Here is a 25,901-nt window from a genome sequence, read left to right on the forward strand (position 1 = left end):
GTCTTCGGCCAGTCCGGCGATGGCGAGGGTGACCCGGAACTCTTCGAGCAGCCGGATCTCCTTGAAGTACTCGATCTCGTCCTTGCGCACGACCGGGCCGATCTGTCGGCGCGCGAACTCGTGGGTGGGAAAGCCGTGCTCGGCGAAGAACATCATGCGGACGTCGGCGGACTTGTCGAGGAAGGCCGTGTTGCGCATGTGGGAGTTGAAGTCCATGTCGCCCCAACCGGCGATGAGTCGCTTCTCGAACACCTGAGCCTCCATGGGCCGCCATCCGCCGCTGGCCTGCCGCTGACGCCGGGCGCATGCCGGACCGCGAAGCGGGTTCGGCCTGCCTGGGTGGATTGTTGCACCCGCCTCGTAGGGCGGGTTTCAACCCGCCGGCTCCTGGTCGGGGTTTGCGAGCCGGGAAACGGGTCGCCCCGCCGCTCCGGTGCGCCACGCAACCGCTTCCAAGCGGTGCGATGACCGCTCTGGAGCCCCGTTGAACCGGTCTGGAGGGTTCGGGAACCGCTCTGGAGCGGCTTGGTAGCCGCTCTCGAGGGTCGGGGAATCGCTTTAGAGCGGTGAAGTTGCCGCTCTGGAGGGTCGCGGAACCGCATTAGAGCGGTCAAGTAGCCGCTCTCGAGGGTCGCGGAATCGAATTAGAGCGGCTAAGTAGCCGCTCTCGAGGTATGGGGGAGCCGCTCTCGAGGTATCGAACAACCGCTCTGGAGCGGTGCGATAGCCGCTCTCGGGGTATCGGGGGACTGCTCTGGAGGGTGGCGGTGACTGTTCCGGAGGAGTGGAGTCACGCGCCGGGCGCGCAGCGGCGGGTTGCAACCCGCCTACGGGGTCTGGTGGCGTGGTGGCTCCTCGCGAAGAGCACCCCTCCCCAACCCTCCCCTGCTGCGCAAGGGAGGGGGCGAATCAAGAGCGTGCTGACCGCTTTGCTCCTCCCCTTTCGCGTAGCGAAGGGGGAGGTTGGGAGGGGGTGCTTTGGAGTTGCGGCGCGACGCGAAGAGCACCCCTCCCCAACCCGTCCGGCCGACGGGCACAGCCCATCGGCGCTCGTCGGGGCGCGAGCCAATGGCTCGCAAGCGCCCCGCTTCGCCCCCTGCTGCGCAAGGGAGGGGGCGAATCCAGAGCGTGCGGACCGCTTTGCTCCTCCCCTTTCGCGTAGCGAAGGGGGAGGTTGGGAGGGGGTGCTTTGGATTTTGCGGCGCGGCGCGAACAGCACCCCTCCCCAGCCCTCCCCTGCTGCGCAAGGGAGGGAGCGAATCCAGAGCTTGCGGATCGCTTTGCTCCTCCCCTTTCGCGTAGCGAAGGGGGAGGTTGGGAGGGGGTGCTTTGGATTTTGCGACGCGACGCGAAAAGCACCCCTCCCCCGCCCGTCCGGCCGACGGGCATAGCCCGTCGGCGCTCACCGGGGCGCGAGCCAATGGCTCGCAAGCGCCCCGCCTCGCCCCCTGCTTTGCAAGGGAGGGAGCGAATCCAGAGCGTGCGGACCGCTTTGCTCCTCCCCTTTCGCGTAGCGAAGGGGGAGGTTGGGAGGGGCTGCTTTGGATTTTGCGACGTGGCGCGAACAGCACCCCTCCCCAACCCGTCCGGCCGACGGGCATAGCCCGTCGGCGCTCACCGGGGCGCGAGCCAATGGCTCGCAAGCGCCCCGCCTCGCCCCCTGCTTCGCAAGGGAGGGAGCGAATCCACAGCGTGCCGGCCGCTTGGCCCCCTGCTGCGCGAGGGAGGGAGTCAGACGCAGCCGGGCTTGCCGGTCACCGCCGGTGCCTTCATCCGGTACAGGTCCAGCTGGCCGGCCTTCGGCGACTTCGCGCTGCCGCTGACCAGCAGCTCGCCGGGCTTGTTCCAGTCGAGCGCCGGGCCGAGCGTGCGTGCGTCGGCGCTGTTGAACGACAGCTTCAGCGGCGCCGCGTCGGCGTAGCGGCGGCCGTCGCACTGGGCGAGCAACAGGCGGATCGGTTGCGCGTCGGCGTCGTCCGAGCGCGCGAACACGATCGCCTCGCCGTTGCCGAGCCAGGCCGCGTCGAACTCGTCGGCTTTCGTGTTCACGCCAGGCACCGGCTTCGGATCGACGAACGCCTGGCCGTCCCAGCGCGCAACCAGCAGGTCGTGGCGGCCGGCGCCGCCATGACCGTCGCTGGCGAACAGCAGCTGCTGGCCGTCGCGGCTCGGGGTCGGCGCGCGTTCGTCGCCCGCGCCGTTGACGCCGGCGCCGAGGTTCTCGGCCTGGCCGAACGACCCGTCGGCGCGCACCGGCGCGCGGTACAGGTCGTCGCCGCCGCGACCGCCGGGGCGGTTGGAAACGAAGTACAGCCAGTGGCCGTTGCCGCTGAACAGCGGCGCGAAGTCGTTGGCCTTGGAGTTGATCGGCACTGGCTTGGCGTCCTGCCAGCGGCCGTCCTTGAGCGTGGCCTGCCACAGGTCCCCGCCGCCGGCGCCGCCGCTGCGGTCGGTGCTGCCCCAGACGATGCGCCGGCCGTCCGGGCTGACGCTGCCGCGCACTTCGCTGGCCTTGGTCGAGACCACGCCCATGCCCTCGATGCCGAACTCGGACAGGTACGCGTGCGCGAGTCCGGCCGTTAAGAGGCCCGGGAGTAAAATGATCTTCAGCAAGGCCGTGCCACGTCGCATCGTGCGTCTCCCTTGGTTACCAACGAGTCTAGCGAGGCGCCGCCATGCCGATTTCCGCCCCCGTCACGAATCCCGACGCGGCCAAACGCTATGCGGTGATCGGCCACCCGGTCGCGCATTCGCTGTCGCCGCGAATCCACGCCGCGTTCGGCAAGCAGCTCGGCATCGCGCTGGAGTACAGCGCGATCGACGCGACCGACGAGCAGTTCGACGCCGCGCTCGCGGCGTTCGCGGCCGAGGGCGGCCTGGGCGCCAACGTCACCCTGCCGCACAAGGCGCGCGCCGCCGCCGCGTGCACCACGCTGACCGAGCGCGCGCGCCGCGCCGGCGCGGTCAACACCCTGGTCCGCAGCACCACCGGCTGGGAGGGCGACAACACCGACGGCGCCGGCCTGGTGCGCGACCTGACCGAGCGCCACGGCCTGGACCTGCGCGCGCGCCGCACCCTGCTGATCGGCGCCGGCGGCGCCGCGCGCGGGGTGGCGCCGGCGCTGCTCGATGCCGGCATCGGCGAGTTGTTCATCGTCAACCGCACGCCCGAGCGCACCGACGCGCTGGCCGATGCGCTGGGCCAGCCCGGGCGCGTGCACCCGCGCTACTTCGACGACCTGGTCGCGCTGGGCACGTTCGACCTGGTCGTCAACGCGACCTCGGCCGCGCGCGACGCGGCGTTGCCGTCGTTGCCGATGGGGCTGTGCGGCAAGCGCACCGCGGCGGTCGACCTGAGCTACGGCGAGGTCGCGATCCCGTTCCTGGCGTGGGCGCGCGCGGCCGGCGCGCACGACCGCGTCGACGGCCTCGGCATGCTGGTCGAGCAGGCCGCCGAGAGCTTCGCGCGCTGGCACGGGGTGCGGCCGGAGACCGATGCGGTGTACGCGTCGCTGCACGAACGCCATGCTGCGCTGGTTACGGCGGATTGAGGCAGAAGCAAATCCTCCCCGGCCCTCCTTTGAAAAAGGAGGGGGAAAAGCCCCCAGGAATAGACCCATGGATTGCCGCGCGCTGTGCGGCGCGTGCTGCATCGCGCCGTCGATCACCTCACCGATTCCCGGCATGCCGCACGGCAAGCCGGCCGGCGTGGCGTGCGTGCAGCTCGACGCGCAGCTGCGCTGCCAGTTGTTCGGCAAACCCGAACGGCCATCGTTTTGCGCGTCGTTGCGGCCGTCGGCGGAGATGTGCGGGGCGCGGCGCGAGGACGCGTTCGCGATCCTCGATGCGCTGGAGCTGGCCACGCAACCGTAGGATGGGTTGAGCCAAAGGCGATACCCATCTCGCCGTGGATCGTGCGAGCCGATGGGTATCGCTGCGCTCAACCCATCCTACGCAAGCGGCTTCGTGCCGGTGAGGTAGTGGTCTTTCAGCCGCACGTAATGCTGCGCCGAGTAGTACAGCGCCTCGATCTGGGCGTCGCTGAGCTTGCGCACGAAACGCCCGGGGTTGCCGAGCCACAGCTCGCCCTCGCCGACCTCCTTGCCCGGCGAGATCAGGGTGCCGGCGCCGACGAAACCGTGCTTCCGCACCACCGCGCCGTCGAGCACGATCGCGCCCATGCCGATCAGCGCCGCGTCCTCGATCCGGCAGGCGTGGATGATCGCCTTGTGGCCGATGGTGACGTCGTCGCCGATCACGGTGGCGAAACCGCCGAGCTTCGCATGCGGGCCGTCGTGGCTGACGTGGACGATGGTGCCGTCCTGGATGTTGGTGCGCGCGCCGATGCGGATGAAGTTGACGTCGCCGCGGACCACGCAGCCGGGCCAGATCGAGACGTCGTCGCCGAGCACGACGTCGCCGATCAGGCTGGCGGCGGAGTCGACGTAGACGCGCGCGCCGAGTTGCGGGAACTGGTCGAGGTAGGGGCGGAGGCTCATGGCGGGATTCTAAGCCGGGGCGGCACTACACTGCGGCGTATGGACATCACCGCCGACGCCACTCCCGCCGAACTGGCCGCCACCCGCGAACGCCTGCGCGCGGCCTGGCAGGCGCGCAAGCCCGACTACGCGCAGCGCCGCGGCGACCTGGAGCGCCTGCGCGATGCGTTCCGCGCACGCATCCCGGCGATGGACGCGGCGATCCGCGCCGACTTCGGCCACCGATCGACGCACGAGAACCTGATCTCCGAGGCGATGGTGACGCTGTCCGAGATCGACCACGCGATCGCGCGCCTGCGCCGCTGGATGAAACCCACGCGCGCCGCGGTCGGCTGGAAGTTCTGGCCGGCCAGCGCGCAGGTGCGGCCCGAACCGGTCGGCGTGATCGGCATCCTGTCGCCGTGGAACTACCCGGTGAACCTGGCGCTGGTGCCGCTGGTGTCGGCGATCGCGGCCGGCAACCACGCCTACCTCAAGCCGTCGGAGCACACCCCGCGCACGTCGGCGTTCCTGCGCGAGTTGCTGGGCGAGGTGTTCCCGGCCGAGCGGGTCGCGGTCGCGCTCGGCGGGCCGGAGGTCGGGGCGGCGTTCGCGGCGCTGCCGTTCGACCACCTGCTGTTCACCGGCTCGACCGCGGTCGGCCGCAAGGTGATGGCCGCGGCCGCGCCCAACCTGACCCCGGTCACGTTGGAGCTGGGCGGCAAGGCACCGGCGCTGGTGTGCAGCGATTTCCCGACCGAACTTGCCGCCGCGCGGATCGCGACCGGCAAGTGGTTCAACGCCGGCCAGACCTGCATCGGCGTGGACTACGTGCTGGTCGACGCGGGTCGTCGCGACGAACTGGTCGCGGCGCTGCAGGCCGAACTGCGCGCGCGCTACGGCGACGCATTCAGCACCGACGACTACACCCGCATCATCAGCGACGCCCAGTTCGCGCGCCTGCGCGGCTACATCGACGACGCGCACGCGCGCGATATCGAGGTGATAGAACCGTTCGCCGCCGACGAGGCCACCGCGCGCGCCCGCGCCGCGCAGCGCATCTTTCCGCCGGTGCTGGTGCTGGAGCCGGGCCAAGACGCCGACGTCATGCGCCACGAGATCTTCGGCCCGATCCTGCCGATCGTGTCCTACCGCACGCTGGACGAGGCGATCGGCCGCATCAACGCGCTCGAGCGGCCGCTGGCGCTGTACCCGTTCGGTTTCCGCGGCGACGACATTGAGCGCATCGTCGCCGGCACCCTGGCCGGTGGCGTCACCGTCAACGACACCCTGGTGCACTTCGGCGTGCACGACCTGCCGTTCGGCGGTATCGGCCCCAGCGGCATCGGCGCGATCCACGGCAAGACCGGCTTCGATGCCTTCAGCAAGGCGCTGCCGGTGTTCCGCCAGCGCCGCCTGGCCGCGAGCGACTGGCTCAAGCCGCCGTATCGCGGGCGGGTGGATCGGCTGGTGCGGTGGCTGGCGAAGTAACCACGACTCGCGCACGAATCAGCTCAAGCGACCAACCCCCGCTCGTCATTCCTGCGAACGCAGGCTCCGCGCGGCGACTCGCGTATGGCGAGAAAAGTCACTGGATTCCTGCGTTCGCAGGAATGACGAGCAGAAGGTGCGGAGACCTTGGTAGCACCGAGCCTGCTCGGCGCTCGACTCCACAACCCAAAAGAATCCGCGCCTACAACACCCGGAACTCGATCCGCCGGTTGCGCGCGCGGCCGTCGGCGGTGGCGTTGTCGGCGATCGGCTGGTCGGGGCCGAGGCCCTGCACGCTGAGGTTGGCCGCGGCCACGCCGCGCTGCTCGAGGTAGGCCTTGACCGCGATCGCGCGGGCCATGCTCAGCGCAACGTTGGCCTCGCGCACGCCGACCGCGTCGGTGTGGCCGATCACCTGCACGCGCGCGTTGCCGATCTGCTTGAGCGCGGCGGCCATCTCCTCGAGGATCGCCTGGCCGCTGGGCGCGAGCGTCGCGCTGCCGCTCTGGAATTCGATGATGCGGTCGGCCAGCGCCTGGTCGAGCAGGTTCTGCTTGGCGCCGTCGCCGACCCGCAGCGCGTTGCCGTCGACGGTGAAGCTCTTGTTGAGGCGGGTGGCCAGCGCGCTGATCAGCTGCTGGCGTTGCAGTTCGTTGCCGATCTGGCCGCTGACGCGGACCGCGTTGCCGTTGATCTCGAGCTTGCCGGTCGAGACCTGCTGCAGGTCGGGGTCGAGCATCGCGACCACGTGCTGGCGCCAGTTCGGCGGCGCGACCACCGCGTCGACCTCGATCCGGTCGACCACGCGCTGGGCGCCGTAGAGCTCGCGCAGGCGGGTGAGCACCGCGGCCTTGGTGGCCTCGTCGGGCACGGTGCCGGCGGCGATCACCGGTTGCTGCGAATTCGAGGCGGCCGGCGCCGCGGTCGGCGCGACCGATTGCGCGTGCACGGCGAGGATGGCCAGGCCGAGGCCGGCGGCGAGCAGCGAACGGAACGGCAGTGATCGGGGCAGGGTGCGGTGCATGCTCAGGTTCCCAGGAAGGTTTCGCCGAACGCCTTGCGGGCGACGCGCAGCGACAGTGCGTCGCGCTCGAGGTAGCTGACGAGCTTGTTGAGCGCGTAGTCGCCGGCGACGTGGTCTTCGACCCAGTCGGCGTCGTCGATGCGGATGAGGTGTTCGGCGGCGACGCGCGGGTCGAGCGCGGCCTGCAGGATGCGGCCGTCGGCGCCGTTGAAGCCGACCAGCAACTGCGGGGCGCGGTCGCCGGGGCGGCTGCCATCGGCGGCGGTGCCGTGGGCCGGTGCGGGACCGTCGTGCGCGTCGTGCACGTTTCTGCTCGCACCATCCTTGATCAGGATCGCGAGCTCGAAGTCGGCGCGGCCGATAAAGCCGCTGACCAGATCCAGCCAGAACGCCGCCACCAGCGGCCGGTACAGCGCGTCGCGCGGCAGCGGCAATGCCAGGCCCTTGTCGATCCGCGCCGCGCCGCCGGTCAGCACCGGCTGCAGCAGCAGGCCGAGCGCCGGCAGCAGCCACTTCAGCTGCACGTGGGCGTGGCCGGAGTCGCGCAGCAGCGCCTGCAGCGAACCGATGTCCTGCATGTCGAGGAAGTCGGCGAACGGCGCGTCGTACATCGCGTGGTCGGGGTTGACCGCGATCCGGCTCTCGGCCAGTTCGCGCAGCGGCTCGCCGGCGTCGTCGGCGTGCAGCGCGTGCTGGCCGAGCCGGGCGAGGCTGGCCCAGAGCCGCGACAACGCCAGCGGGCTGCGGGTAATGAAGCCCAGCGGTTGCGCGACTTCGAGCCGGCTCGCCGACAGGAACGGGAAGCGGCGTTCGGACGCGTCGCGGCTGGGCAGGAAGTGGCCGCCGATCGCGAGCTTGCTGCGCGAGCCGAGGAACGCGAAATGCATTGGGGCGGCGCGATCGTAGAGCTGCTTCCAGTCCGGATCCTGGGCCAGCAGTTCGACGCCCTGGCCGGCCCAGCGGTCGAGCAGCACCATCAGCTGGTGGCTTTCCGGGGTGCGCACGAAATCGCCGCGCGACGGCAGCTTGCCGAAGTAGCTGACCGGCAACGCGGACTCGACGGCGAGCATCACGGCGCTCCCGTGGTGGCCGGCGCCGGCGCGGGGCTGGTCGCGCCGATCGCCGTGTCGGGGGCCACGACCGCAGGCGCGGCGCCGGCGACCACGTCGGGCAACTTCAGCCCGCGCATCGCACCGGTCGATTGCGCCTGGCCGGCCTGACTGGCCGAGATGATGCGCAGCTCGACACCGACCGAGGCGCCATTCGCGTTCCAGGTCAGCTGGTAGTGGTCGCGGCCCTTGGTCACGCGCTGCGCGGCGTCGAACAACCGCGCCAGACCCTGCTGGCCGGGCACATTGAGCACCTCGATGCTGCGGCCGTCGGCGCCCAGCGCGCTGACCCGCACGCCCGGCGTGCCCTGCGGGTTCGGCCAGGTGAACGTGGTCCACTGCGGCGGCGTGTTGCGGTAGCGCAGCTGCTGGCCGTCGATGGTCAGCGTGTACTCGCTGATCATTCCCGCTGCCGGCAGCGGCAGCACCTCGAAGATCGTGGTGCGCGCATCGGTTGCGCCGCCACCTGCGCCGGCGCCCGCGCCGCCGACCGGCGCGATCCAGCCGGCGTAGCCGGTCATCAGCTCGGGGCGCAGGTTGATGCCGATCTCGGCCCAGCGCTGCGGGGTCATGGTGTTGCCGCGGCGGATCACCAGCGTGCCGAGCGCGTCGTTGCTGAACTTCGCGATCGCGCCGTCCGGGCCGAAGATCGCGGCGATGTCGGCCGGCGCGGCCTCGACCGTGGCGTCGGGCGCGTACGGGTACTTCTGCGCGATGCCGTCCTGGAACGGCTGGTACACCTGCGCGGTCCAGGTGCGGTTGATCTCGCCCTCGGCCGGGCGCACCAGCGCGGCGAAACTCTGCACCAGCGGCCGCATCAGCAGCGGGCGCAGCGCCTGGCGCTGGCCTTCGTTGAGGCCGTTGAGCATCTGCTCGTCGACCAGGCGCTGCGCTTCGGCCAGTTCGGAACCGCTGCCGTCTAGGGTCTCCTGCATCAGCTTGCGCGCGCCCGGGCCCGGGTCGCCCTGGGTCTTGATCGCGTTGAGGCGCGTGCGCAGCTTGCCCAGCGCGTCGAAGTACATGTTGAGCAACGGCGGGCTGCCCTCGCGCGCCACCAGCAACCGCGCCAGGCCTTCGAATTCCTTGCCGATCGGGCCCATCGCGACGGCCACCGGTTTGCCGGTGTCGGGGTTGATCGTGACCGGGATGCCGGTGTGGTTGCGGCGCATGATCACGCGCTCGAACCAGGCCAGGAAGCCCTTTTTCGCGGCGCCCAGCGTCTGGTTCGCGGCCTGCGGGTTGTCCCAGATGGTCTCGCGGTTGACCGCCTCGAGCAGCTTGCGCAGCGGCGAGTTGGTCGGGTCGCCGATGCGGTTCATCTGCGCTACGGCCTGATCGAACGCGCCGAACTCGGCGACCGTCACGCCGAGCAGGAACTTGCGCCACTCGCGCGCGTATTCGGCCTTGTACAGCGCGGTCAGCTCCTTGGCGATGTGCTCGGGGCTGCCGGCCAGGGTCAGGTCGTCCTGCACGGTCGCCTCGATCACCCAGTCGGTGCTGCTGAGCTCCTCGTTGGCGGCCTGCTGGATCGCGTCCTTGACGTAGTCGTCCCACGCCGCGCGCGAGAACGTGCCGGCGACCTGGTAGCTGCCGGCAACGCCTTCCTGGAATGCCGAACCCTTGCCCTGCTCGTCGCCGAGCAGGCCGGCGACGGTGATCGGCGCGAAGCGCGTCGCGGCCTTGGCCTTGATCATCGCGTACACGCGGTCCTGCGCCGGCGTGCCCTTCATCACCTGGCGCAAGGCCTGGCGGCTGTCGTCGACGAGGCTGAACTTGGGGTCGATCTGCGGCCAGCTCGGGTGTTTGGCTTGCGCGACGTAGAAGCTCATCAGCCGCTCGGCCGCGCGCAGCATCGCCTCGCGCGACATCGTGCCGCGGTTGCCCTCGAGCCAGCCGCGCCAGAAGCGGGTCAGCTGGTCGTTGAGGTGCGCCGACTCGACGCGCGCGCGGTCGCCGAGCATCAGGTAGGTCTTGAGCGCGTTGTAGGCCGCGTCGGTGTCGGTCGGCGCGGCGTCCTGGTACAGCGACGCGGTCGACTGCGCGGGCGTGGCGGCGTTGCCGTCAGCGCCGGCGTCGGTGGCCGCGATCGGCTTGAGCTCGCCGCGGTGCGCGACCACGTCGGCCAGGTAGCTCTCGAGCTTGGCGCTGACCGGCGCCAGCATCAGCTGGCGCATGCCGCCGAAGTATTCGGCGCGCAACTTGGTCTCGAGCTTGTCGCCCTGGTACAGGCCCAGGCCCAGGCTCAGCGGGTGGTCGTCGCGGTAGCGCTCGAGCTGCTGCATGCGATCCTGCACGATCAGCAGCGCCTCGACCCGCGATTGCAGGTCGACGCGGTCCTTCTGCATCGCCACCGCCTTGTCGAGGTCGGCACTGACGTTGGCGACCAGCTGCTGGTTACCGGTGTACGACCAGGTCCAGCCGGTCAGCACAATCGCGAGCAGCGCGATCGAACCCAGGAACGCGGCGTAGCGCAGCTTGTTGCGGTTCGGGCTGGAGTACTGCCGCACCAGCTGCTTGTCGGCAAAGATCACCTTGCGGAACAGGCCGAGCAGGAAGTGGCCGCTGGCCGCCGCCGGATGCCGCTCGGGCGCCTGCGCGCCGCGCGGCGCGAGCGCGAACTGGCGCGCGACGCGTTCGGACGCGTGCTGCGCCGACACGCCTTCCTGCAGCGCGGAGGTGAAGTAGAAGCCGCGGAACACCGGCTTGAACTGGTAGGGGTTTTCCTCGAACAGGGTCGCGATGAAGGTGCGCAGCGCCGGCTTGATGCCGGCGAATTCCATCGGCAGGGTCAGCAGGCCGGGCGCGACTTCGCGGCCGCGGTGCATCGCCATCTGTGCCAGGCTCATTTCCTTGAGGCCGTCGGACAGCTCGTCGAAATGCGCGTCGAACGCGGCCAGCGCGTCGCTGGCGCCCGCGGGATCGAACGGCAGGGTCGCGCCCCAGACGTTCTCGCGCTCGGACGGATCCAGACCCTGGAAGAAATCGTTGAAGCCGGCGATCAGGTCGGCCTTGGTGAACACCACGTACACCGGCGCGAACACCTCCAGCCGCTCGGTCAGTTCCTGCACGCGCTGGCGCAGGTTCTTGGCCAGGTCGATCGCGAATTCGGGCTTGCTGCCGGACAGCTCGGCGATCGAGGCGGCGATGATCACGCCGTTGATCGGTGCGCGCGGGCGGTTTTTCTTGAGCAGGTCGAGGAAGGTCAGCCACTCGAGGCGGTCCTCGGCGCTAACCGTGTAGCGGCCGGCGGTGTCGAGCACGATGCCTTCGGTGGTGAAGTACCAGTCGCAGTTGCGAGTGCCGCCGAGGCCGTGGATCACGTTGCTGCGGTTGTCCTCGAACGGGAAGCGCAGGCCCGAGTTGAGGATCGCGGTGCTCTTGCCGGCGGCCGGGTTGCCGATGATGACGTACCACGGCAGCTCGTACAGCGCGGCGCTGCCCTTCATCTGGCCAAGCTTGGACGACTTGATCGCCTTGACCGCCTCGTGCATGCGCTCACGCAGCACCTCGGCGTCGGCGCGCGCGGCGGGTTTGGCGCTGGCCACGGCAAGGTCCGCCTGGGTCGCGACCATCGCGTCCAGGCGCTTGGCGGCGCGGTGCGCGAGCACCCGGCGCACGATCGTGACCAGCAGCCACACCAGCAGCGCGAGCACCACGAGCACCAGCGCCCAGCCGCCCATCGCCATCAGCTTGTCCTTGCCGAAGTACGCGACCGCGGCCACCGCGGCCAGGCCGATCGCGGCGACCACGCGGTAGTCGGTCAGCCAGTAGCGAAGTTGGTACCAGAGACTGCTCATGCCGAAACGTCCATATCGTCAAGCGGGAACCGCAGGCGCGACGGCCTGCTGGTCGGGGGAAAATGGGAGTGGCTCGACCGCCACCGGCAGCGGCGAGACCACGAATGCGGCGCGCGCGTGCGCGTCGGCCAGGGCCATCGCCAGCACCGGCGCGGCGTCGTGCGCGCACTGCGCGGCGGCCAGCGCGAGCAGCGCAACCGGTGCGACCGCACCGAGCTCGCCGCAGGCCAGGCCGAGGTGGCGGCAGTGCTGCACCGGGTCGAGTTCGGGCAGCACCGCCGAGACCGCGCCGGCGATCTCGACCGCGCGGCTCGGGCGGTGGTCGGCGTCGCTGGCGACGGTGGCGATGCCGTCGCCGGCCTGCGCCGACAGCGCCAGCGCGCGTTGCAGCAGCTCGCTGGCGTGGCGCACCGCGGCGCGGCTGTGCGGGTCGGCGTGCGAGGCGCCGTGGGCCACGCGGTGCAGGCGCAGCGGCGCGGGCGCGTCGGGGTCGATGGCCAGCACCGGGCCGGACAGCAGCACGCCGGCCGCGCCTTCGCCGGGCACCAGGCCTTCGGGGTGGCCGCTGCCGAGCAACTGCCGGCGTTCGCCGAGCTGCTCGATGCTGTGCTCGCCGACCAGCGAGTGCGCGGCGAGCAGCAGGTGGCGGTCGTGCGCGCCATCGGCGGGCACGCCGTCATCGAGCGAGGCGCGCGCCTGCGCTTGGGCGAGATGGTCGAGCAGTCGCCAGACCTCGCCGGGCTGCGCGACCGGCAGTGCTTCGACGCGGATATCGTCGGCGAGGTAACCGATCGCGGTCGCCTTGGCCTGCAACCAGTCGGCGGTGGCCTGACGCGCCGGCGCCGGCCACGCCGACGGCAGCAGCACGCGCACGCGCAGCACGCCGCGGCCGGCAGGACGCGGCTTCGGCGCGGCGTACGGGTCGAACGCCTCGTCGACCGGCGGCAGCGCGACCAGCAACAGTTCCTCGGCGACAGGATCGAGCAACGCCAGCGCGCGTTGCGGCTCCTCGGCGAACAGCTGCTCGAAGTCCGCGCCGTCAGCCAGCACCGCGCGCAAGGCGTCGGCCACGGGATCGGGCTCGAGGCCCTCGACCGACGCGACGAACACCGGCATGCCGGCGTCGTTCTTCAACGTCGGGTGCAGCGACGGGCGCTGCGGCTCGACCAGTGCCTGCGCGACCTCGTCGGCGTTGGCACCGGCCCGCAGCAGCAACGCGCTGGCCAGCACGTGCAACTGATGGTCAACCTGCGCCGGTTCGCTGCCGTCGGTGCCGGCGAGCGCGGCGCCTTCGGCGGTCGCGGCCTGCTTGGCTCGGCGCGTGTCGAGCCCCCAACGCAGCAGCCAGTACGAGCCGACCAGGCCCAACGGCAACGCGACCAGGTACAGGCCGATATCGCCCGCACTGGGGCTGATCGCGCGCGCGCGCCACACCAGCACCACCGCGCACCAGACCAGCGCGAACACCAGCAGCGCGGCCGCGGTCCGTCGCAGCACCGTCGCGGCCTTCATCGGCTCATGCCCTCGCTCCGGGCGTCGGCAACATCGTGCTCATCACCATCCATGGTTCCTGCGCCTCAGCCGACGAAGACCTGCACCTGCGCCGAGATCAACGTCGCGCCGCACGCGGTCTTGTCGCCGTGGCGCGCGACCGGCTGGCCGTCGATGAGGATCGTGGGGTCGCCGGCGGCGATCGGGAACACGCCCTTGCACTTCGGGCAGGTGGCCTGGTCGCCGACGCGCGCGACCAGCTTGCCGGCGATGTCGGTCTGCGCGCCGACCGACACCACCACGCCGCCGTGATCGGTCTTGTCGCCCAGGACGATGAAGGGTTTTGACACGGCCGTGCTCCCTGGCTGAAAAAACCCTTGCGGGCGGGCGCTTCCTGACGCCGGACGCGACGATAGCAGGACTGGCGCGACGAGCGCACCCGCCCCCGTGCGCCTGGCCGGAGCGGACCGCCGCAATCAGCCGGCGCGCGCGGCGCGCCGGGCGGCACGGCACGCGTGCTTGGATTCCAGATGCACGTAGTCCTTGAGGCTGCGCCAGGCGCCGCCCCACTCCAGCCCGGCCTGTTGCGCCAGTTCCCCGTACAGGAAGTAGCCGCGACGGGTCCACGGGTCTTGCATGTCCCACTGCAGCTTGCCGTCGCGCAGCGGCGCGCTGTCGACCGCCAGGCCGTACTGGTGGCAGCTCTGGCCGGCGCCGGCTCGGGTGGTGCCGCGGCCCTTGCGCGCCAGCTCGGCCTGCCGCTGCGGGCTGCGGTAGCCCTCGACCAGCACCATCTCGTAGCCGTACTGCTCGCGCATCACCTGGTACACGGCCAGCACGCGCTGCTGGAACGCGGCGTCGATCCGGTCCCACTTGCGGTCGGCGCTGACGATGCGTTCGGGCGCGACCGCCGCCGGGCCCATCTCCAGCAACACCGCTTCAGCGGCGACGAACACCTCCGGCGGCAGCTCCGGCGGCGGCACCAAGCGCTCGCCGCGCAGCAGTTCGAGGATCTGCGGGTTGGACACCGCCAGCTCGGTGGCTTCGTAGCTTTCCAGCTCGGGTTTCTGCCGCAGTTGCAAGACCAGCAGTGGCGGCAGCACCAGCAGCAGGGCGCCGCCGACCAGCAGGGCGCGGTGGCGCGAGAACCCGCGCCATGCGCGCGCGCCGGCGTGGCGAACCGAGGGCGAGGAATCGTGGGCGCGGATGCTGGCCCGGGCCTGCACGCGGCTGCCGATCGTCGCCAGCCGCGCGCGCAGCCGGCCGATGCCGGCCGCGGCGCTGTCGCGCGCGGCCGGGAACAGCAGCAGCCAGGCGGCGGCCGACATCAACCCAAAGAAAACCGCCACCGCCACTGCAATCACCACATACCGTCCCTGGTATCGAGAATTGACGGCGCCGCGACCGCGTGTTCAGAATGCAGGCGCACGCAGGTCCGGCCGAAGCCGGACTGGACATGCCGGACAAGGAAGGAGTCCACGTGGATCGGCAAGACGCCAAGCCCCATCGCCCCAGCCTGTTGAGCGGCGGCGAAGACCGTTCCGCCGCCCCCTTGGCGCCGCGAATTTTAGCAGACATGGAAAACCGCGCCCCACGGCGCGGCCCGGCTCGCGTGCGCAAGCCGCGCCCGTTGCTGCTGGCATCGGGCGTGGCCGTGGTGGCGCTGCTGGCGGGGTTCTGGTGGTTCGGCGGACGCGCCGAAGACAGCGCCGGACAAGACATGTCGGTCGCTCAGATCGAAATACCCGGCCTGCCCGTGCCGGCTGCGAGCGTTCCGAGGTCTGCAGCCGCTGCGCCCGACGCGGCGATGATCGTCGCGGCCGATGACACGCCGACCAACGAAACCGACGGCGCAACGACGGCCCGTTCCGCCGCGGACAATCCATTCGCCGCCGCAGCGCCATCCGCAACGGCGGCCGTCGCGTCGCGCCCGGCGAATCCCCCGTCGATTAAACCGGCGTCGCGTCCCCTCGCGTTACGCGCCCAACCCACCGCCAGTGCCAGCGCCGCGCCCCCCAAGCCCGCGCTTGCTTCCGCGACCAGCAAACGCAGCGGCGACGAAGACCTGCTGGCGACCTTGTTGAAGAACATCGAACAGCGCAACAGCGCACCGCCGGTCGCGGCGACGCCGGCGCGCGCCGATCCGGCGCCGTTCTCGGTGCTGCAGCGGCCGCAGGCCGGGAGCGACCAGGACGCGCTCGACTCGCTGGTGCGCCAGGTGCGCGACCGCGACAGCCAGGCGGCGACCGCGACCGCGGTGGCCGGCGCCCGTGCGCTGCGCTCGAACCGTGCGGCGGCGGCCGGGGCCACACCGGCAATCGACACCGAACGCTCGGGCCAGATCCAGGCCAAGCTGCGGCAATGCCCGCGCGCCAATACCCGCCAGGGGCTGGCGTGCCGGCAGAAGGTCTGCGCGAACCATGCCGGCCAGGACCCGGCCTGCCCGGCCCCGGTCCGCCGCTGAGTCCGCACCGTCGTCCATGAAAAAGCCCGGGCACGCGAGTGTCCGGGCTTTTCGTTGTCGCGCTGGCGCGCTAGCGCGCTGGCTGTGGTCCGGCGCCGCAGTCTCGACTCACCAGACGACCTCGGCCATCGAGCAGTTCAGGCCCGAACCGATGCCGAGCAACGCGACCCGGTCACCGCGCTTGAGGCGGCCCATTTCGCGCAGCTTGCTCAGCACGATCGGCACCGAGGCCGGGCCGATGTTGCCGTGCTCGCCGAAGATCGTGAGCACCTTCTTCTTGTCGATGCCGAACGCCTTGATGAAGGCGTTGGTGTGGACCTGCGAGACCTGGTGGATCACGAATTCGTCGAGTTCGTCGGCGACCCAACCCAGCGCGCTCTTGGCCGCGATCCAGGTGCTCTGCGCGAGCTTGAGGCCCTCGATCAGCAGCATCTTGGTGTCGGTGACCATGCGGTCGAGGTTGCCGCGGCACAGGCCATTCCACTGCGTGGCGGCGCGGGTGACGCCGCCGCGGTAGCGCGGCGCGCCCGGCGCCAGCTCGGTGCGGGCCATGACCATCGCCGCGGCGCCGCAGCCCAGGGTCAGGGTGGCGAGCTCGTTGCGGAACGCCTCCTCGGTGACATCGGGCGCGGTCAGGCGCTCGAGGGTCTTCTCGTAGGCCAGGCCGGCGGTCTCGCCGTCGACGATCAGCGCGTACTCGATCTCGCCGCGCTCGATCATGCGACTGGCGATGTCCATGCCGTTGATGAAGGCCAGGCAGGCGTTGGTGACGTCGAAGTTCTGGCACAGCTCGGACAGGCCCAGGTTGCCGCTGACGATGCTGGCGGTGGACGGTTCCAGGTAGTCGCGGCTGACCGAGGTGTTGACCAGCAGGCCGACGCGGTCGGGCGCGATGCCGGCATCGGCCAGCGCCTTGATCGCGGCCAGGGTGGCGACGTCGGAGGACAGCACGCTGTCGTCGTCCCACAGGCGGCGGGCGTGGATGCCGGCGATGTCCTTGAGCACGTCGACCTTGATGCCGAGGCGGTCGAGCGTCGGCTGCAGCCGCTCGTTGATCTCGTCGGTGCTCAGACGACGCGGCGCGTCGATGTGGGCGAGGCCGGCGATGGCGACGTGTTGGAACAGCATGGGCGGCGAACCGGTGGCGTGAGAACACAAAAGCTTAACGTTTTAGCGGGTCGCCCGCATCCGCCGGGACTGCCTCGCGACTGAGCGGTTCAGGCGATCGGGGGCGCCTGCATGGGCCTAGAAGGTCCGGAAATCCTGAACCGGTTACCCGCCCGGCCCGCTTGGGTGAGGGTGCAGCCCGCCACCGATCGGGTCGGGCGCTAGTGGCGCACCGGGTAGGTTTGGGCGGCGCTGTCCGGGTTTCGCACCGGCGCGGCCAGCGCCACGCGCGCGCCGCAGCGCCACGCGCCGAAGCGCTGCTCGCCGTCGGCCGGTGCGGCCAACGGCTGGATGGTGTCGGCCTCCAGCCCCGGCGCCTCGTTGCGGGCGAGAGTTTCCAGTTCCTCGCGCACGCGCAGGTCGTTGCGCTCGTAGAAGGCGATGGAGTCCTTGACCGATACCGCGATCTCGCCGCGCTTTTCGCAGCCGCTCGGCGCGGCGCCGGGGCCGAGCACCCGCACCGCGCTGGCGCCGGGCGCCATGTGCACCCAGGTGCAACCGCTGGCGAGGACGGCGAGCGAGAAACCGAGGAGAAGTTTGCGCATGGGGATCCCGACGAAGCGACGCAGAAAAGAAAGAACGCACCCGATTGTGGCTGCGTGCGCATGAATGAAGCAAAGGGCAAGAGCACCCCTCCCCAACCCTCCCCTGCTTCGCAAGGGAGGGAGCCAGAAGCCAGAAGCCGGCGATCGCTGCGCCCGCTAGCGCGCAGCGCAACGCCTCTCGCCCCTCCCCTTGCGCGTAGCGCAGGGGGAGGTTGGGAGGGGGTGCTTTGGATTCGCCACGCGGCGCGAAAAGCACCTCTCCCCGGCTTCGCAGGCGAGGGCGCGGCTGGCCGTTCCCTGCGCTGCACGAAGGGAAGCGGCGCCTACTTCGCCGCGGTCTTGCCCACCACCGGCTTGCCGTCGGCGTCGAGCACCTGCACCACGCCCAGGTTCAGCGCGCGCACCGGCGCCTCGATCTTGGACAGGTCGCCGACCACCACCCAGGTGACCGCGTTCGGGTCGATGACCTTGGCTGCGGCCTGCGCCTGGGCCGCGGTCATCGCCTCGTTGCGGGCCTTGTACTGCAGGATGTAGTCGTCCGGGCGGCCGTAGCGCAGGTTGCCGGCGACCTGGGCGAGCACGGCCGAGGCGGTCTCGTAGCCACCGGGCAGGCTCAACGTGTTACTCGCCTTGATCTTGGCGACTTCGGCCTCGGTCACCGCGGTCTGGCCGGCGGCGAACGCGGTGATCTCGCGCTTAAGCTCGGCGATCGACTCGACCGTCTTGTCGCTCTGCACCGCCGCCGACGCGATCCACGGGCGCTGGCCCTTGGCGTTGGTGGCGCCGCTGTAGGAGCCGTAGGCCCAGTGCTTGTCCTCGCGCAGGTTCATGTTGAGGCGCGAGCTGAACTCGCCGCCGAGCACGCCGTTGGCGAAGTCGAAATCGATCGTGCCGGCGTCGCCGGTCGGCGGCACCACTTGTCCGACGTAGAGGTTGGACTGGATCGCGCCGGGCTGGTCGACCAGGAACACGCGCGGTGCCTGCGGGCGCGCGACGGTGGCCACGGCCGGCAGTTGCGGCGCGTCGGCCGGGGCCTTCCAGTCGCCGAAACGCTGTTCGAGCTGCGGCAGGATCTGCGCCAGGGTGGTGTCTCCGACCACCACGATCCGCGCCTGTTCCGGCTGCAGCCAGTTGCGGTGGAACGCGACCAGGTCGTCGCGGGTCAGCGAGGCGATCGAGGCCTCGGTGCCCGAACCGGTGAACGGGATCGCGTAGGCGTGGCCCTCGCCGTACAGCAGCGGCGGCAGCACGCGCAGCGCGGCGGTCTGCGGCCGCGCCTTTTCCTGCTTGATGCCGGCCAGCCACTGCGCGCGCACGCGCTCGAACTCGGCCGCGTCGAAGGTCGGGCGGCGGGCCACGTCGGCCATCAGGTCCAGCGACGGGCCAAGCTTGTCGGTCAACGCGGACAGGCTGATCGACGCGCTGTCGAGGCCGGCGCTGGCGGACAACTCGGCACCCAATGCCTCCTTGCGCGCGGCCAGTTGCAGCGCGCCGTAGTCGCCGGCGCCCTCGTCGAGCATCGCCATGGTGAAGCTGGCGGTGCCGAGCTTCTTGCCGATGTCAGCGCTGTAGCCGCCCGGGAACTCCATCACCAGCTGCACCACCGGCACCTCGTGACGCTCGACCAGCGCGACCTGCATGCCGTTGGACAGCGTGGCGCGTTGCGGCGCCGGGAACTTCAGGTCGGGGAAGCTGGCGGTCTTCGGCACGCCGGCGCTGCGGTCGACGTCGGACTTCACCGTCTTGAACTTCGGGTCGACCGGCGGGATCGCCGCCGGCGCGGTGGCCGGCGCGGCCGCGACCGATTCGGGCAGCGACGAGGCCGGCTTGTCGCCGGGCTGCACGGTCAGCGTGTGCGAACCGGTGCCGAGCCACTTCCTGCCGGCCGCTTGCACGCTGGCCGGGGTCGCGTTCATCAGCGTGGCGAGTTCCTCGCGGTAGCAATCCGGCGTGCCGCTGTAGACCGCGCATTCGGCCAGCACGTCGGACTTGCCGCCGAAACCGCCGATGCGCTCGATGCCGCGCACGAAGTCGGCACGGATCGCGGTCTTGGCCTGCTCGAGTTCGGCCGCGGTCGGGCCTTCGCGCAGCAGACGCTGCAATTCCTCATCGAGGATCTGCTCGACCTTCGCCGCATCGACGCCCTGCTTGACGTCGGCAGTGATGAAGAAGGTGCCGCTGATCTCGCTGTTCCAGGCGTGCGTGCCGACACTGTCGGCCAGCTTGTCGCCGTGCACCAAGCGGGTGTCCAGGCGCGACGAGGCGCTGCCGCCGAGCACCTGGCTCAGCAGGGTCAGCAAGGTGCTGTCCTGGCTGCCGTTCTCGGCCACCGGCCAGGCGCGGTAGATGCGCACCTGCGGCACGCGGTCGGGCACGATCTCGCGCGTGTCCTGGCTGCGCTTGGGAATCTGGGTCGGCATGTCCTTGAGCGTGGCGCTGGCCGGGATGTCGCCGAAGTAACGCAGGGCCTTTTCCTTCGCGGTCTTGGCGTCGATGTCGCCGGCCAGCACCAGGACGGCGTTGTTCGGGCCGTACCAGCTCTTGAACCAGGTCTTGACGTCGTCGAGCGCGGCGGCGTCGAGGTCGGCCATCGAGCCGATCGTCTGCCAGTGGTACGGATGCCCGACCGGGTACAGCGCCTCGAAGATCCGCGCGGTGATGCGGCGGCCGTAGGGCTGGTTCTCGCCCTGGCGCTTCTCGTTCTGGACCACGCCGCGCTGCTCGTCGAGGGTCTTCTGGTCGATCGCGCCGAGCAGGTGGCCCATGCGGTCGGACTCCATCCACAGCGCCATGTCGAGCGCGGTGGTCGGCACGTTCTGGAAGTAGTTGGTGCGGTCCTGGTTGGTGGTGCCGTTCTGGTCGGTGACGCCGACCAGCTCGAACGGCGCGAAGAACTCGTCGCGGTGGTTCTCCGAGCCGTTGAACATCAGGTGCTCGAACAGGTGCGCGAAGCCGGTGCGGCCAGGCTGCTCGTTCTTGCTGCCGACGTGGTACCACAGGTTGACCGCGACGATCGGCGCCTTGCGGTCGGTGTGCACGATCACGCGCAGGCCGTTGGGCAGGGTGAACTCCTCGAACGGGATCTCGATGCTGCTGGCGGCGGCCTTGCCGGTGCCGGGCGCGGCGACCGCGACGGTCGGCGCGAACGCGAAACCGCCGATCGCAGTCGCGAGGGCCAAGGCAAGCGCGGCGGCGCGCGGGGTGGAAGCTGCGGACATGGAAGGACTCCTGGCTGGCGCGATGCGCGCGCGCGTGATGGCGGCCCGGACTGGGTGCGGGCGACCAGCCATCGTAGCGACGCCCAGCGGCCCGGACACTAGGCCACAAGTCCCCCATGACGGGCGCGGCCGCAGGCGCTGCTTACACTGGGCGCCCGCCCCGCCGCCGAGGTGCCGCATGCCCGCCCATCGCAGCCTGGTCACCGGCGCCAACCGCGGCCTCGGCCTCGAGTTCTGCCGCCAGTTGCTCGCCCGTGGCGAGCGCGTGGTCGCCGCCTGCCGCCAACCCGGGCGCGCGCACGCGCTCAACCAGCTCGCCGGCGACCACCCCGGCCGCCTGCACCTGCTGCCGCTGGATGTCGCCGACGCGAAGTCACGCGCCGCGTTGGTGGCCGAACTGCCGCTGGTCTGCGACGGCCTCGACCTGCTGGTCAACAACGCCGGGGTGCTCCACTCGGGCGAGCGCTTCGGCGCGGTGCCGGCGGCCAACCTCGACGACAGCCTGCACACCAACGCCACCGGCCCGTTCCTGCTGAGCCAGGCGCTCGCGCCGCTGCTCGCCGACGGTGCGAAGGTCGCGAACCTGTCCTCGCGCTGGGGCTCGATCGCCGAACTCGAGGCGTTCCGCACGCCCAGCTACGCGATCTCCAAGGCCGCGCAGAACATGGCCAGCGCGCTGCTCGCGCACGGCCTGCGCGAGCGCGGGATCGTGGTGCTCGCGCTCAACCCCGGCTGGGTGCAGACCGAGATGGGCGGCGCCGGCGCGCCGCTGAGCGCGACCCAGGCGGTGGCGTCGCTGCTGCAGGTGATCGACGCGGCGACGCTCGCCGACAGCGGCCGCTTCCTCGACCACGACGGACAATCGCTGCCGTGGTGATGGAGACGATGGTGCTCTCCAGACCCCTCCCATTGCGCACTTCGCAGGGGGATGAGGAGACCCGCTTGCAAGCCATCGGCTTGCCGGCCGCCGAATGACCCCATGCTGTACCTGCGGGCCGCACGGTAGGGAGGGGGTGCTCCTTACTTCGCGTGCCTGGGAATAACGCAGGCTCCGGCTGAAACCCCTCCCCAACCCTCCCCTGCTTCGCAAGGGAGGGAGCCAAGTGCGACGCGAGGATAATGTCCCAATGTTCGACGTCATCCTCTACCAGCCCGAGATCCCGCCCAACACCGGCAACGTGATCCGCCTGTGCGCGAACGCCGGCGCGCGCCTGCACCTGGTGCGTCCGCTGGGCTTCAGCCTCGAGGACAAGCAGCTGCGCCGCGCCGGGCTGGACTACCATGAGTACGCGAGCGTGCAGGTCCACGACAGCTTCGAACTGGCGCTGGCGACGATCGCGCCACCGCGGCTGTTCGCGCTCAGCACCCGCGGCACGGTGCGCCACGACCGCCCGGCCTACGCCGCCGGCGACGCGTTCTTGTTTGGCCCGGAGACCCGCGGCCTGCCCGAGGCGGTGCTCAACGCGGTCCCCGCCGCCCAGCGCCTGCGCCTGCCGATGCGCCCCGACAACCGCAGCCTCAACCTATCCAACGCGGTCGCGGTGGTGGTGTTCGAGGCGTGGCGCCAGTGCAGTTTCGCCGGCGGTGCCTGACTGGCCGGTGCCGCCATCACGGCGTCGTGAATTCCGCCGCGACCGTTCAGCTGCGGGTTAGTTCCTGTACTTTTGAGTTCACTATTCAGCCGGGATTTGGGTCGGCTGCGGATACTGCGCTAACCGGAACTTAACGCGCCCCACCCCGAGGCGCCGTACCGGGCCACCAAAACCAAAAGAGGCTGAGACCTTATGAAGCGTTCCTTGCTTGCCCTGACCCTGATGGCCGCCCTGCCGTTCGCCGCTTCTGCCGCCGAAGGCATCTCCTACACCTACGTCGACGGCGGTTACGCCGCGACCAGCACCGACGGCGCCGATGCCGACGGTTTCGCGATCAACGGCTCCGGTGCGATCGCCCCGAACTTCCACCTGTTCGGCGGCTACAGCAACCAGGAGATCGAAGACACCGACATCGATTTCGACCAGTGGCGCGTCGGCCTGGGCTACAACCACGAGATCTCGCCGCGCGCGGACCTGGTGACCCGCGTCGCCTACGAGAAGATCGATGCCGGCCAGGACATCTTCGGTAACGACATCGAAGCCGACGGCTACAGCGTCGAAGCCGGCGTGCGCGGCGCGCTGACCCCGAACTTCGAGGGCTACGCCCTGGCCGGCTTCGAAGACGGCGACGACTTCAACGGCAACGATCGCGAAGGCGACTTCTACGGCCGCGTTGGCGCCCAGGTGAAGTTCAACCAGACCTGGGGCCTGACCGGTGACGTCAAGTTCGCCGACGGCGACACCCAGTACTTCATCGGCCCGCGCGTCACGTTCTAAGCAATAGCAGTACCAATCGCGATCTCTCTCTCCCCCGAACTTCGCGATGTAAAGCCCGGCTCCGGCCGGGCTTTTTTTGCCTGCAACGCGTCTTCCTGAACGAATGCCGCAGATTGCTTCACGCCTTCTTTACATTTTTGTGAAAGTTTCGTTAGTGTGCGCCGGCCGCTTTCCGGCTTTGCACCATCCAACTCTTGGGGATTCCATGAAGAAGCATCTGACGCTCGCCCTGCTGCTGGCCGCCGCACCGTTCGCCGCCTCCGCCGGCGAGCTCAACTACACCTACATCGAGGGCGGCTACGCCAACGTCGAGATCGACACCGGCGCTGCGCTGGCCGGCGAGATCGACTTCGACGGCTTCCAGATCCGTGGCTCGGCCGCGATCAGCGAGTCGCTCTACCTGCTCGGCGGCTACGGCAACGTCAGCAACGACGACTACAGCATGGACGTCGATTTCAGCGAGCTGCAGTTCGGCCTGGGCTACCGGCACGGCCTGAGCGACCGCGCCGACCTGGTCACCGAAGTCAGCTACCTGCGCCAGGAGGTTGAGTTCGACGGCTTCGGTTCCGACGATGCCGCCGGCGGCCGCGTCAGCGTGGGCGTCCGCGGCCTGCTGGCCGACAACTTCGAAGGCTACGTCAAGGGCAGCTATACCGACGGCGGCGACTTCGACGGCGACTTCTCCGGCACCGTGGGCGCGCAGTTCAAGTTCAACCCGACTTGGGGCGTGGTGGGCGAGATTGAAGCCGGCGACGACGTCAGCAAGTACCTGGTCGGCGTGCGCGCGAGCTTCTGATCCAGCGCTTCCGCGACACCCAAGCCCGGCTTCGGCCGGGCTTTTTTTGTGACCTTTTTCTCATTGTGACGGCAGGACGATTGGGCTAAGGTCGCGCGCCGCGTCGACTTCGATGCGGGTAGTCCAACCACAGGATCAGGGGATTTCATGAAGAAGCAGTTCGTGTTGGCCGCCATGCTGGCCGCCGCACCGTTCGCCGCGACCGCCGGCGAACTCAGCTACACCTACGTCGAGGGCGGCTATGCCAAGACCCATATCAACGACGATGACTTCAACAACCCGGAAGGCGACGGCGGCTTCGTGCGTGGCTCGGGCGCGATCAGCCCCAGCTTCAACGTGTTCGGCGGCGTCAGCCGCGTGACCGAGGAAGTCGACGCCAGCGTGTTCGGCACCCCGGTCGACGTCGAGATCACCCAGTCGGAGCTCGGCCTGGGCTACCACACGGCCATGGCCGAGAACGTCGATTTCCTCGCCGAACTGGCCTGGCTGCGCCAGGACGTCGATGTCGACGTGCGCGGCTTCGGCTCGGATGGCGAGAGCTTCAACGGCGGCCGCGCGAGCATCGGCCTGCGCGGCCGGATGGCGGCGCCGCTGGAAGGTTGGGTCAAGGCCGGCTACCTCGACGGCGGCGATTTCGAAGGTGGCTTTGTCGGCACCCTCGGCGGCCAGTTCCAGTTCAGCCCGACCTGGGGCCTGGTTGGCGAAGTCGAGTTCATCGAAGACACCACCCAGTACCGGTTCGGCGTGCGCGCCAGCTTCTGATCGAGCGCGTCAGTGACAAGAAAAAGCCCGGCTTCGGCCGGGCTTTTTTGTAGATCCGGGCCTGCCCGGATGCTGTTGACGAGCGATCCGGGCAGGCCCGGATCTACAACTTGTCACCAGCCTCAGCCAAACAGCTCGGCCGGGTACTCGGGTTTCTGCTCGCGCGCGAGCAGCTGGCGCAGTGCATCGACCGGGGTGATCGCGCCGTGCAGCACCGCCTGCACCGCCTTGGAGATCGGCAGTTCGATGCCGTGGCGGTCGGCCTGGCGCATGACCTCGTCGGCGGTCTGCACCGACTCGACCACCTGGCCGATCTGCGCGACCGCCTCGGCGATCGACTGGCCTCGGCCGAGCGCAAGGCCGAGCCGGCGGTTGCGCGACAGGTCGCCGGTGCAGGTCAGCACCAGGTCGCCGAGCCCGGCCAGGCCCATCAGCGTTTCCGGCTGGCCGCCGATCGCCTGGTTGAGCCGCAGCATCTCGTTGAGGCCGCGGGTGATCAGGCCGGCGCGGGCATTGAGGCCCAGCTGCATGCCGTCGGCGACGCCGGTCGCGACCGCGAGCACGTTCTTCATCGCCCCGCCGAGCTCGGCGCCGAGCATGTCGTCCCCGGTGTAGGCGCGGAAACTGGGCCCGTGCAGCACGTCGGCGACGGCCTGCGCGAAACCGGCGTCGTCGGAATGCACGGTCAGCGCGGTCGGCAGGCCGATCGCGACTTCCTTGGCGAACGAGGGGCCGGTGACCACCGCCAGCGGCACGCCGTCGCCGAGTACTTCAGCAGCGACTTCGTGCAGGAAGCGGCCACTGCCCGGTTCGAAGCCCTTGGTCGCCCAGGCCACGCCGGCGCGGGCCGGCCGGTGCGGCGCGAGTGCATGCAGGGTTTCGGCGAACGCGTGCGAGGGCACCACCACCAGCACCAGGTCGGCGCCGTGCAGCGCCTGGGCCAGGTCGGTGGTCGCGCGCAGGGAGGCCGGCAACTCGATGCCCGGCAGGTAGCGCGGGTTCTGGTGCTGTTGCTCAATGGCCGCGATCGCGGCCGCGTCGCGGCCCCAGAGCACGGCCGGGTGGCCGTGGCGGGCGATCAACGCGGCCAGCGCGGTGCCCCACGAGCCGGCCCCGAGCACCGCCACCCGCGGCTTGGCCGCGGCTGGCGGATCGGACGGCGCGTCGCTGCCCTGGGTCATGCGCTGGCT

Annotated in this window: 21 protein-coding genes and 1 pseudogene; 9 read left to right on the plus strand and 13 right to left on the minus strand. The window is 70.3% G+C overall.

Annotated features, from left to right (window positions below; all coding sequences use genetic code 11):
* Both ACFQZQ_RS09695 and ACFQZQ_RS09700 read right to left on the minus strand, forming a co-directional pair.
* Nucleotides 1-252, minus strand: a 252-nt coding sequence (locus ACFQZQ_RS09695) for a thioesterase family protein (RefSeq protein ID WP_386812587.1), incomplete at its 3' end; no start/stop codon positions are given.
* A 1,479-nt stretch (nucleotides 253-1,731) separates the two neighbouring features.
* Entirely contained in the window at nucleotides 1,732-2,631 is a 900-nt protein-coding gene (locus ACFQZQ_RS09700) for a TolB family protein (protein WP_386812588.1), read from the minus strand.
* 44 nt (nucleotides 2,632-2,675) lie between these two features.
* Here ACFQZQ_RS09700 and aroE point away from each other — a divergent pair, with 44 nt between their 5' ends.
* Nucleotides 2,676-3,551 (plus strand): shikimate dehydrogenase, encoded by an 876-nt coding sequence (gene aroE, locus ACFQZQ_RS09705; protein WP_386812589.1) that lies wholly within the window; start codon nucleotides 2,676-2,678, stop codon nucleotides 3,549-3,551.
* A gap of 67 nt (nucleotides 3,552-3,618) precedes the next feature.
* Complete coding sequence (locus tag ACFQZQ_RS09710; protein ID WP_386812590.1) at nucleotides 3,619-3,873, plus strand: YkgJ family cysteine cluster protein; 255 nt, start codon at nucleotides 3,619-3,621, stop codon at nucleotides 3,871-3,873.
* A gap of 77 nt (nucleotides 3,874-3,950) precedes the next feature.
* Here the strand turns inward: ACFQZQ_RS09710 and ACFQZQ_RS09715 are convergent, their stop codons facing one another.
* The gene (locus ACFQZQ_RS09715; protein WP_386812591.1) at nucleotides 3,951-4,499 is read right to left on the minus strand and encodes a gamma carbonic anhydrase family protein; all 549 of its coding nucleotides are present in this window, start codon (nucleotides 4,497-4,499) and stop codon (nucleotides 3,951-3,953) included.
* Between the two features lie 39 nt (nucleotides 4,500-4,538).
* Between ACFQZQ_RS09715 and ACFQZQ_RS09720 the strand changes: the two genes are divergently transcribed.
* Nucleotides 4,539-5,969, plus strand: coding sequence for a coniferyl aldehyde dehydrogenase (locus tag ACFQZQ_RS09720; RefSeq protein WP_386812592.1), 1,431 nt, complete (start codon nucleotides 4,539-4,541; stop codon nucleotides 5,967-5,969).
* A gap of 202 nt (nucleotides 5,970-6,171) precedes the next feature.
* Here ACFQZQ_RS09720 and ACFQZQ_RS09725 read toward each other — a convergent pair whose 3' ends face one another.
* The 6 genes from ACFQZQ_RS09725 to ACFQZQ_RS09750 all read right to left on the minus strand — a co-directional run bounded on the left by ACFQZQ_RS09725 (nucleotide 6,172) and on the right by ACFQZQ_RS09750 (nucleotide 14,718).
* Nucleotides 6,172-6,993, minus strand: coding sequence for an OmpA family protein (locus tag ACFQZQ_RS09725; RefSeq protein WP_386812593.1), 822 nt, complete (start codon nucleotides 6,991-6,993; stop codon nucleotides 6,172-6,174).
* Between the two features lie 2 nt (nucleotides 6,994-6,995).
* Nucleotides 6,996-8,063 (minus strand): type VI secretion system-associated protein TagF, encoded by a 1,068-nt coding sequence (tagF, locus tag ACFQZQ_RS09730; RefSeq protein ID WP_386812594.1) that lies wholly within the window; start codon nucleotides 8,061-8,063, stop codon nucleotides 6,996-6,998.
* Nucleotides 8,063-11,899 (minus strand): type VI secretion system membrane subunit TssM, encoded by a 3,837-nt coding sequence (gene tssM / locus ACFQZQ_RS09735; protein ID WP_386812595.1) that lies wholly within the window; start codon nucleotides 11,897-11,899, stop codon nucleotides 8,063-8,065. The genes tagF and tssM overlap by 1 nt, the downstream gene beginning before the upstream one ends.
* An 18-nt stretch (nucleotides 11,900-11,917) precedes the next feature.
* Complete coding sequence (locus tag ACFQZQ_RS09740; protein WP_386812596.1) at nucleotides 11,918-13,411, minus strand: hypothetical protein; 1,494 nt, start codon at nucleotides 13,409-13,411, stop codon at nucleotides 11,918-11,920.
* 65 nt (nucleotides 13,412-13,476) lie between these two features.
* A complete protein-coding gene (locus ACFQZQ_RS09745; protein WP_386812597.1) occupies nucleotides 13,477-13,740 on the minus strand; it encodes a PAAR domain-containing protein in 264 nt (87 codons plus the stop codon).
* A gap of 126 nt (nucleotides 13,741-13,866) precedes the next feature.
* Nucleotides 13,867-14,718 (minus strand): M15 family metallopeptidase, encoded by an 852-nt coding sequence (locus ACFQZQ_RS09750; RefSeq protein WP_386812598.1) that lies wholly within the window; start codon nucleotides 14,716-14,718, stop codon nucleotides 13,867-13,869.
* Nucleotides 14,719-14,846: 128 nt separating this feature from the next.
* On the opposite strand from ACFQZQ_RS09750, the gene ACFQZQ_RS09755 reads away from it, so the two are divergent.
* Complete coding sequence (locus ACFQZQ_RS09755) at nucleotides 14,847-15,854, plus strand: hypothetical protein (RefSeq protein ID WP_386812599.1); 1,008 nt, start codon at nucleotides 14,847-14,849, stop codon at nucleotides 15,852-15,854.
* A gap of 108 nt (nucleotides 15,855-15,962) precedes the next feature.
* On the opposite strand, the gene ACFQZQ_RS09760 is transcribed toward ACFQZQ_RS09755, so the two are convergent.
* From ACFQZQ_RS09760 to ACFQZQ_RS09770, 3 genes and pseudogenes are all read right to left on the minus strand, one after another.
* The gene (locus ACFQZQ_RS09760) at nucleotides 15,963-16,982 is read right to left on the minus strand and encodes a 3-oxoacyl-ACP synthase III (RefSeq protein WP_386812600.1); all 1,020 of its coding nucleotides are present in this window, start codon (nucleotides 16,980-16,982) and stop codon (nucleotides 15,963-15,965) included.
* 266 nt (nucleotides 16,983-17,248) lie between these two features.
* Nucleotides 17,249-17,566: pseudogene (locus ACFQZQ_RS09765) on the minus strand (DUF4156 domain-containing protein); the annotation flags it as partial.
* A 323-nt stretch (nucleotides 17,567-17,889) separates the two neighbouring features.
* Nucleotides 17,890-20,784: a M16 family metallopeptidase gene (locus ACFQZQ_RS09770; RefSeq protein WP_386812601.1), complete on the minus strand. Its 2,895-nt coding sequence runs from the start codon at nucleotides 20,782-20,784 to the stop codon at nucleotides 17,890-17,892.
* A 178-nt stretch (nucleotides 20,785-20,962) separates the two neighbouring features.
* Here ACFQZQ_RS09770 and ACFQZQ_RS09775 point away from each other — a divergent pair, with 178 nt between their 5' ends.
* The 5 genes from ACFQZQ_RS09775 to ACFQZQ_RS09795 all read left to right on the plus strand — a co-directional run bounded on the left by ACFQZQ_RS09775 (nucleotide 20,963) and on the right by ACFQZQ_RS09795 (nucleotide 24,711).
* Nucleotides 20,963-21,661 (plus strand): SDR family oxidoreductase, encoded by a 699-nt coding sequence (locus ACFQZQ_RS09775; protein ID WP_386812602.1) that lies wholly within the window; start codon nucleotides 20,963-20,965, stop codon nucleotides 21,659-21,661.
* Nucleotides 21,662-21,911: 250 nt separating this feature from the next.
* Nucleotides 21,912-22,376 (plus strand): tRNA (uridine(34)/cytosine(34)/5-carboxymethylaminomethyluridine(34)-2'-O)-methyltransferase TrmL, encoded by a 465-nt coding sequence (gene trmL / locus ACFQZQ_RS09780; protein ID WP_386812603.1) that lies wholly within the window; start codon nucleotides 21,912-21,914, stop codon nucleotides 22,374-22,376.
* Nucleotides 22,377-22,568: 192 nt separating this feature from the next.
* Nucleotides 22,569-23,153 carry an OmpO family porin gene (locus ACFQZQ_RS09785; protein ID WP_386812604.1) on the plus strand — a complete coding sequence of 195 codons (585 nt, stop codon included), beginning with the start codon at nucleotides 22,569-22,571 and terminating at the stop codon, nucleotides 23,151-23,153.
* A 205-nt stretch (nucleotides 23,154-23,358) separates the two neighbouring features.
* The gene (locus ACFQZQ_RS09790; RefSeq protein WP_386812605.1) at nucleotides 23,359-23,949 is read left to right on the plus strand and encodes an outer membrane beta-barrel protein; all 591 of its coding nucleotides are present in this window, start codon (nucleotides 23,359-23,361) and stop codon (nucleotides 23,947-23,949) included.
* A 147-nt stretch (nucleotides 23,950-24,096) separates the two neighbouring features.
* Nucleotides 24,097-24,711 (plus strand): outer membrane beta-barrel protein, encoded by a 615-nt coding sequence (locus tag ACFQZQ_RS09795; RefSeq protein ID WP_386812606.1) that lies wholly within the window; start codon nucleotides 24,097-24,099, stop codon nucleotides 24,709-24,711.
* A 122-nt stretch (nucleotides 24,712-24,833) separates the two neighbouring features.
* Here ACFQZQ_RS09795 and ACFQZQ_RS09800 read toward each other — a convergent pair whose 3' ends face one another.
* Nucleotides 24,834-25,892 carry an NAD(P)H-dependent glycerol-3-phosphate dehydrogenase gene (locus ACFQZQ_RS09800; RefSeq protein ID WP_386812607.1) on the minus strand — a complete coding sequence of 353 codons (1,059 nt, stop codon included), beginning with the start codon at nucleotides 25,890-25,892 and terminating at the stop codon, nucleotides 24,834-24,836.
* Nucleotides 25,893-25,901: the final 9 nt, after the last annotated feature.

The organism is Lysobacter koreensis (assembly GCF_042677045.1).
In the GTDB taxonomy this organism is placed as follows: Bacteria; Pseudomonadota; Gammaproteobacteria; order Xanthomonadales; family Xanthomonadaceae; genus Lysobacter_K; species Lysobacter_K koreensis.

Coding starts and splice junctions, on each gene's coding strand:
- ACFQZQ_RS09715 (WP_386812591.1), bottom strand. CDS start 4,499: ATGAGCCTCCGCCCCTACCTCGACCAGTTCCCGCAACTCGGCGCGCGC.
- ACFQZQ_RS09790 (WP_386812605.1), top strand. CDS start 23,359: ATGAAGAAGCATCTGACGCTCGCCCTGCTGCTGGCCGCCGCACCGTTC.
- ACFQZQ_RS09755 (WP_386812599.1), top strand. CDS start 14,847: ATGCCGGACAAGGAAGGAGTCCACGTGGATCGGCAAGACGCCAAGCCC.
- ACFQZQ_RS09725 (WP_386812593.1), bottom strand. CDS start 6,993: ATGCACCGCACCCTGCCCCGATCACTGCCGTTCCGTTCGCTGCTCGCC.
- tssM (WP_386812595.1), bottom strand. CDS start 11,899: ATGAGCAGTCTCTGGTACCAACTTCGCTACTGGCTGACCGACTACCGC.
- ACFQZQ_RS09700 (WP_386812588.1), bottom strand. CDS start 2,631: ATGCGACGTGGCACGGCCTTGCTGAAGATCATTTTACTCCCGGGCCTC.
- ACFQZQ_RS09740 (WP_386812596.1), bottom strand. CDS start 13,411: ATGAAGGCCGCGACGGTGCTGCGACGGACCGCGGCCGCGCTGCTGGTG.
- tagF (WP_386812594.1), bottom strand. CDS start 8,063: ATGCTCGCCGTCGAGTCCGCGTTGCCGGTCAGCTACTTCGGCAAGCTG.
- trmL (WP_386812603.1), top strand. CDS start 21,912: ATGTTCGACGTCATCCTCTACCAGCCCGAGATCCCGCCCAACACCGGC.
- ACFQZQ_RS09750 (WP_386812598.1), bottom strand. CDS start 14,718: ATGTCGGCCGCCGCCTGGCTGCTGCTGTTCCCGGCCGCGCGCGACAGC.
- ACFQZQ_RS09760 (WP_386812600.1), bottom strand. CDS start 16,982: ATGCTGTTCCAACACGTCGCCATCGCCGGCCTCGCCCACATCGACGCG.
- ACFQZQ_RS09775 (WP_386812602.1), top strand. CDS start 20,963: ATGCCCGCCCATCGCAGCCTGGTCACCGGCGCCAACCGCGGCCTCGGC.
- ACFQZQ_RS09785 (WP_386812604.1), top strand. CDS start 22,569: ATGAAGCGTTCCTTGCTTGCCCTGACCCTGATGGCCGCCCTGCCGTTC.
- ACFQZQ_RS09770 (WP_386812601.1), bottom strand. CDS start 20,784: ATGTCCGCAGCTTCCACCCCGCGCGCCGCCGCGCTTGCCTTGGCCCTC.
- ACFQZQ_RS09720 (WP_386812592.1), top strand. CDS start 4,539: ATGGACATCACCGCCGACGCCACTCCCGCCGAACTGGCCGCCACCCGC.
- aroE (WP_386812589.1), top strand. CDS start 2,676: ATGCCGATTTCCGCCCCCGTCACGAATCCCGACGCGGCCAAACGCTAT.
- ACFQZQ_RS09795 (WP_386812606.1), top strand. CDS start 24,097: ATGAAGAAGCAGTTCGTGTTGGCCGCCATGCTGGCCGCCGCACCGTTC.
- ACFQZQ_RS09710 (WP_386812590.1), top strand. CDS start 3,619: ATGGATTGCCGCGCGCTGTGCGGCGCGTGCTGCATCGCGCCGTCGATC.
- ACFQZQ_RS09800 (WP_386812607.1), bottom strand. CDS start 25,892: ATGACCCAGGGCAGCGACGCGCCGTCCGATCCGCCAGCCGCGGCCAAG.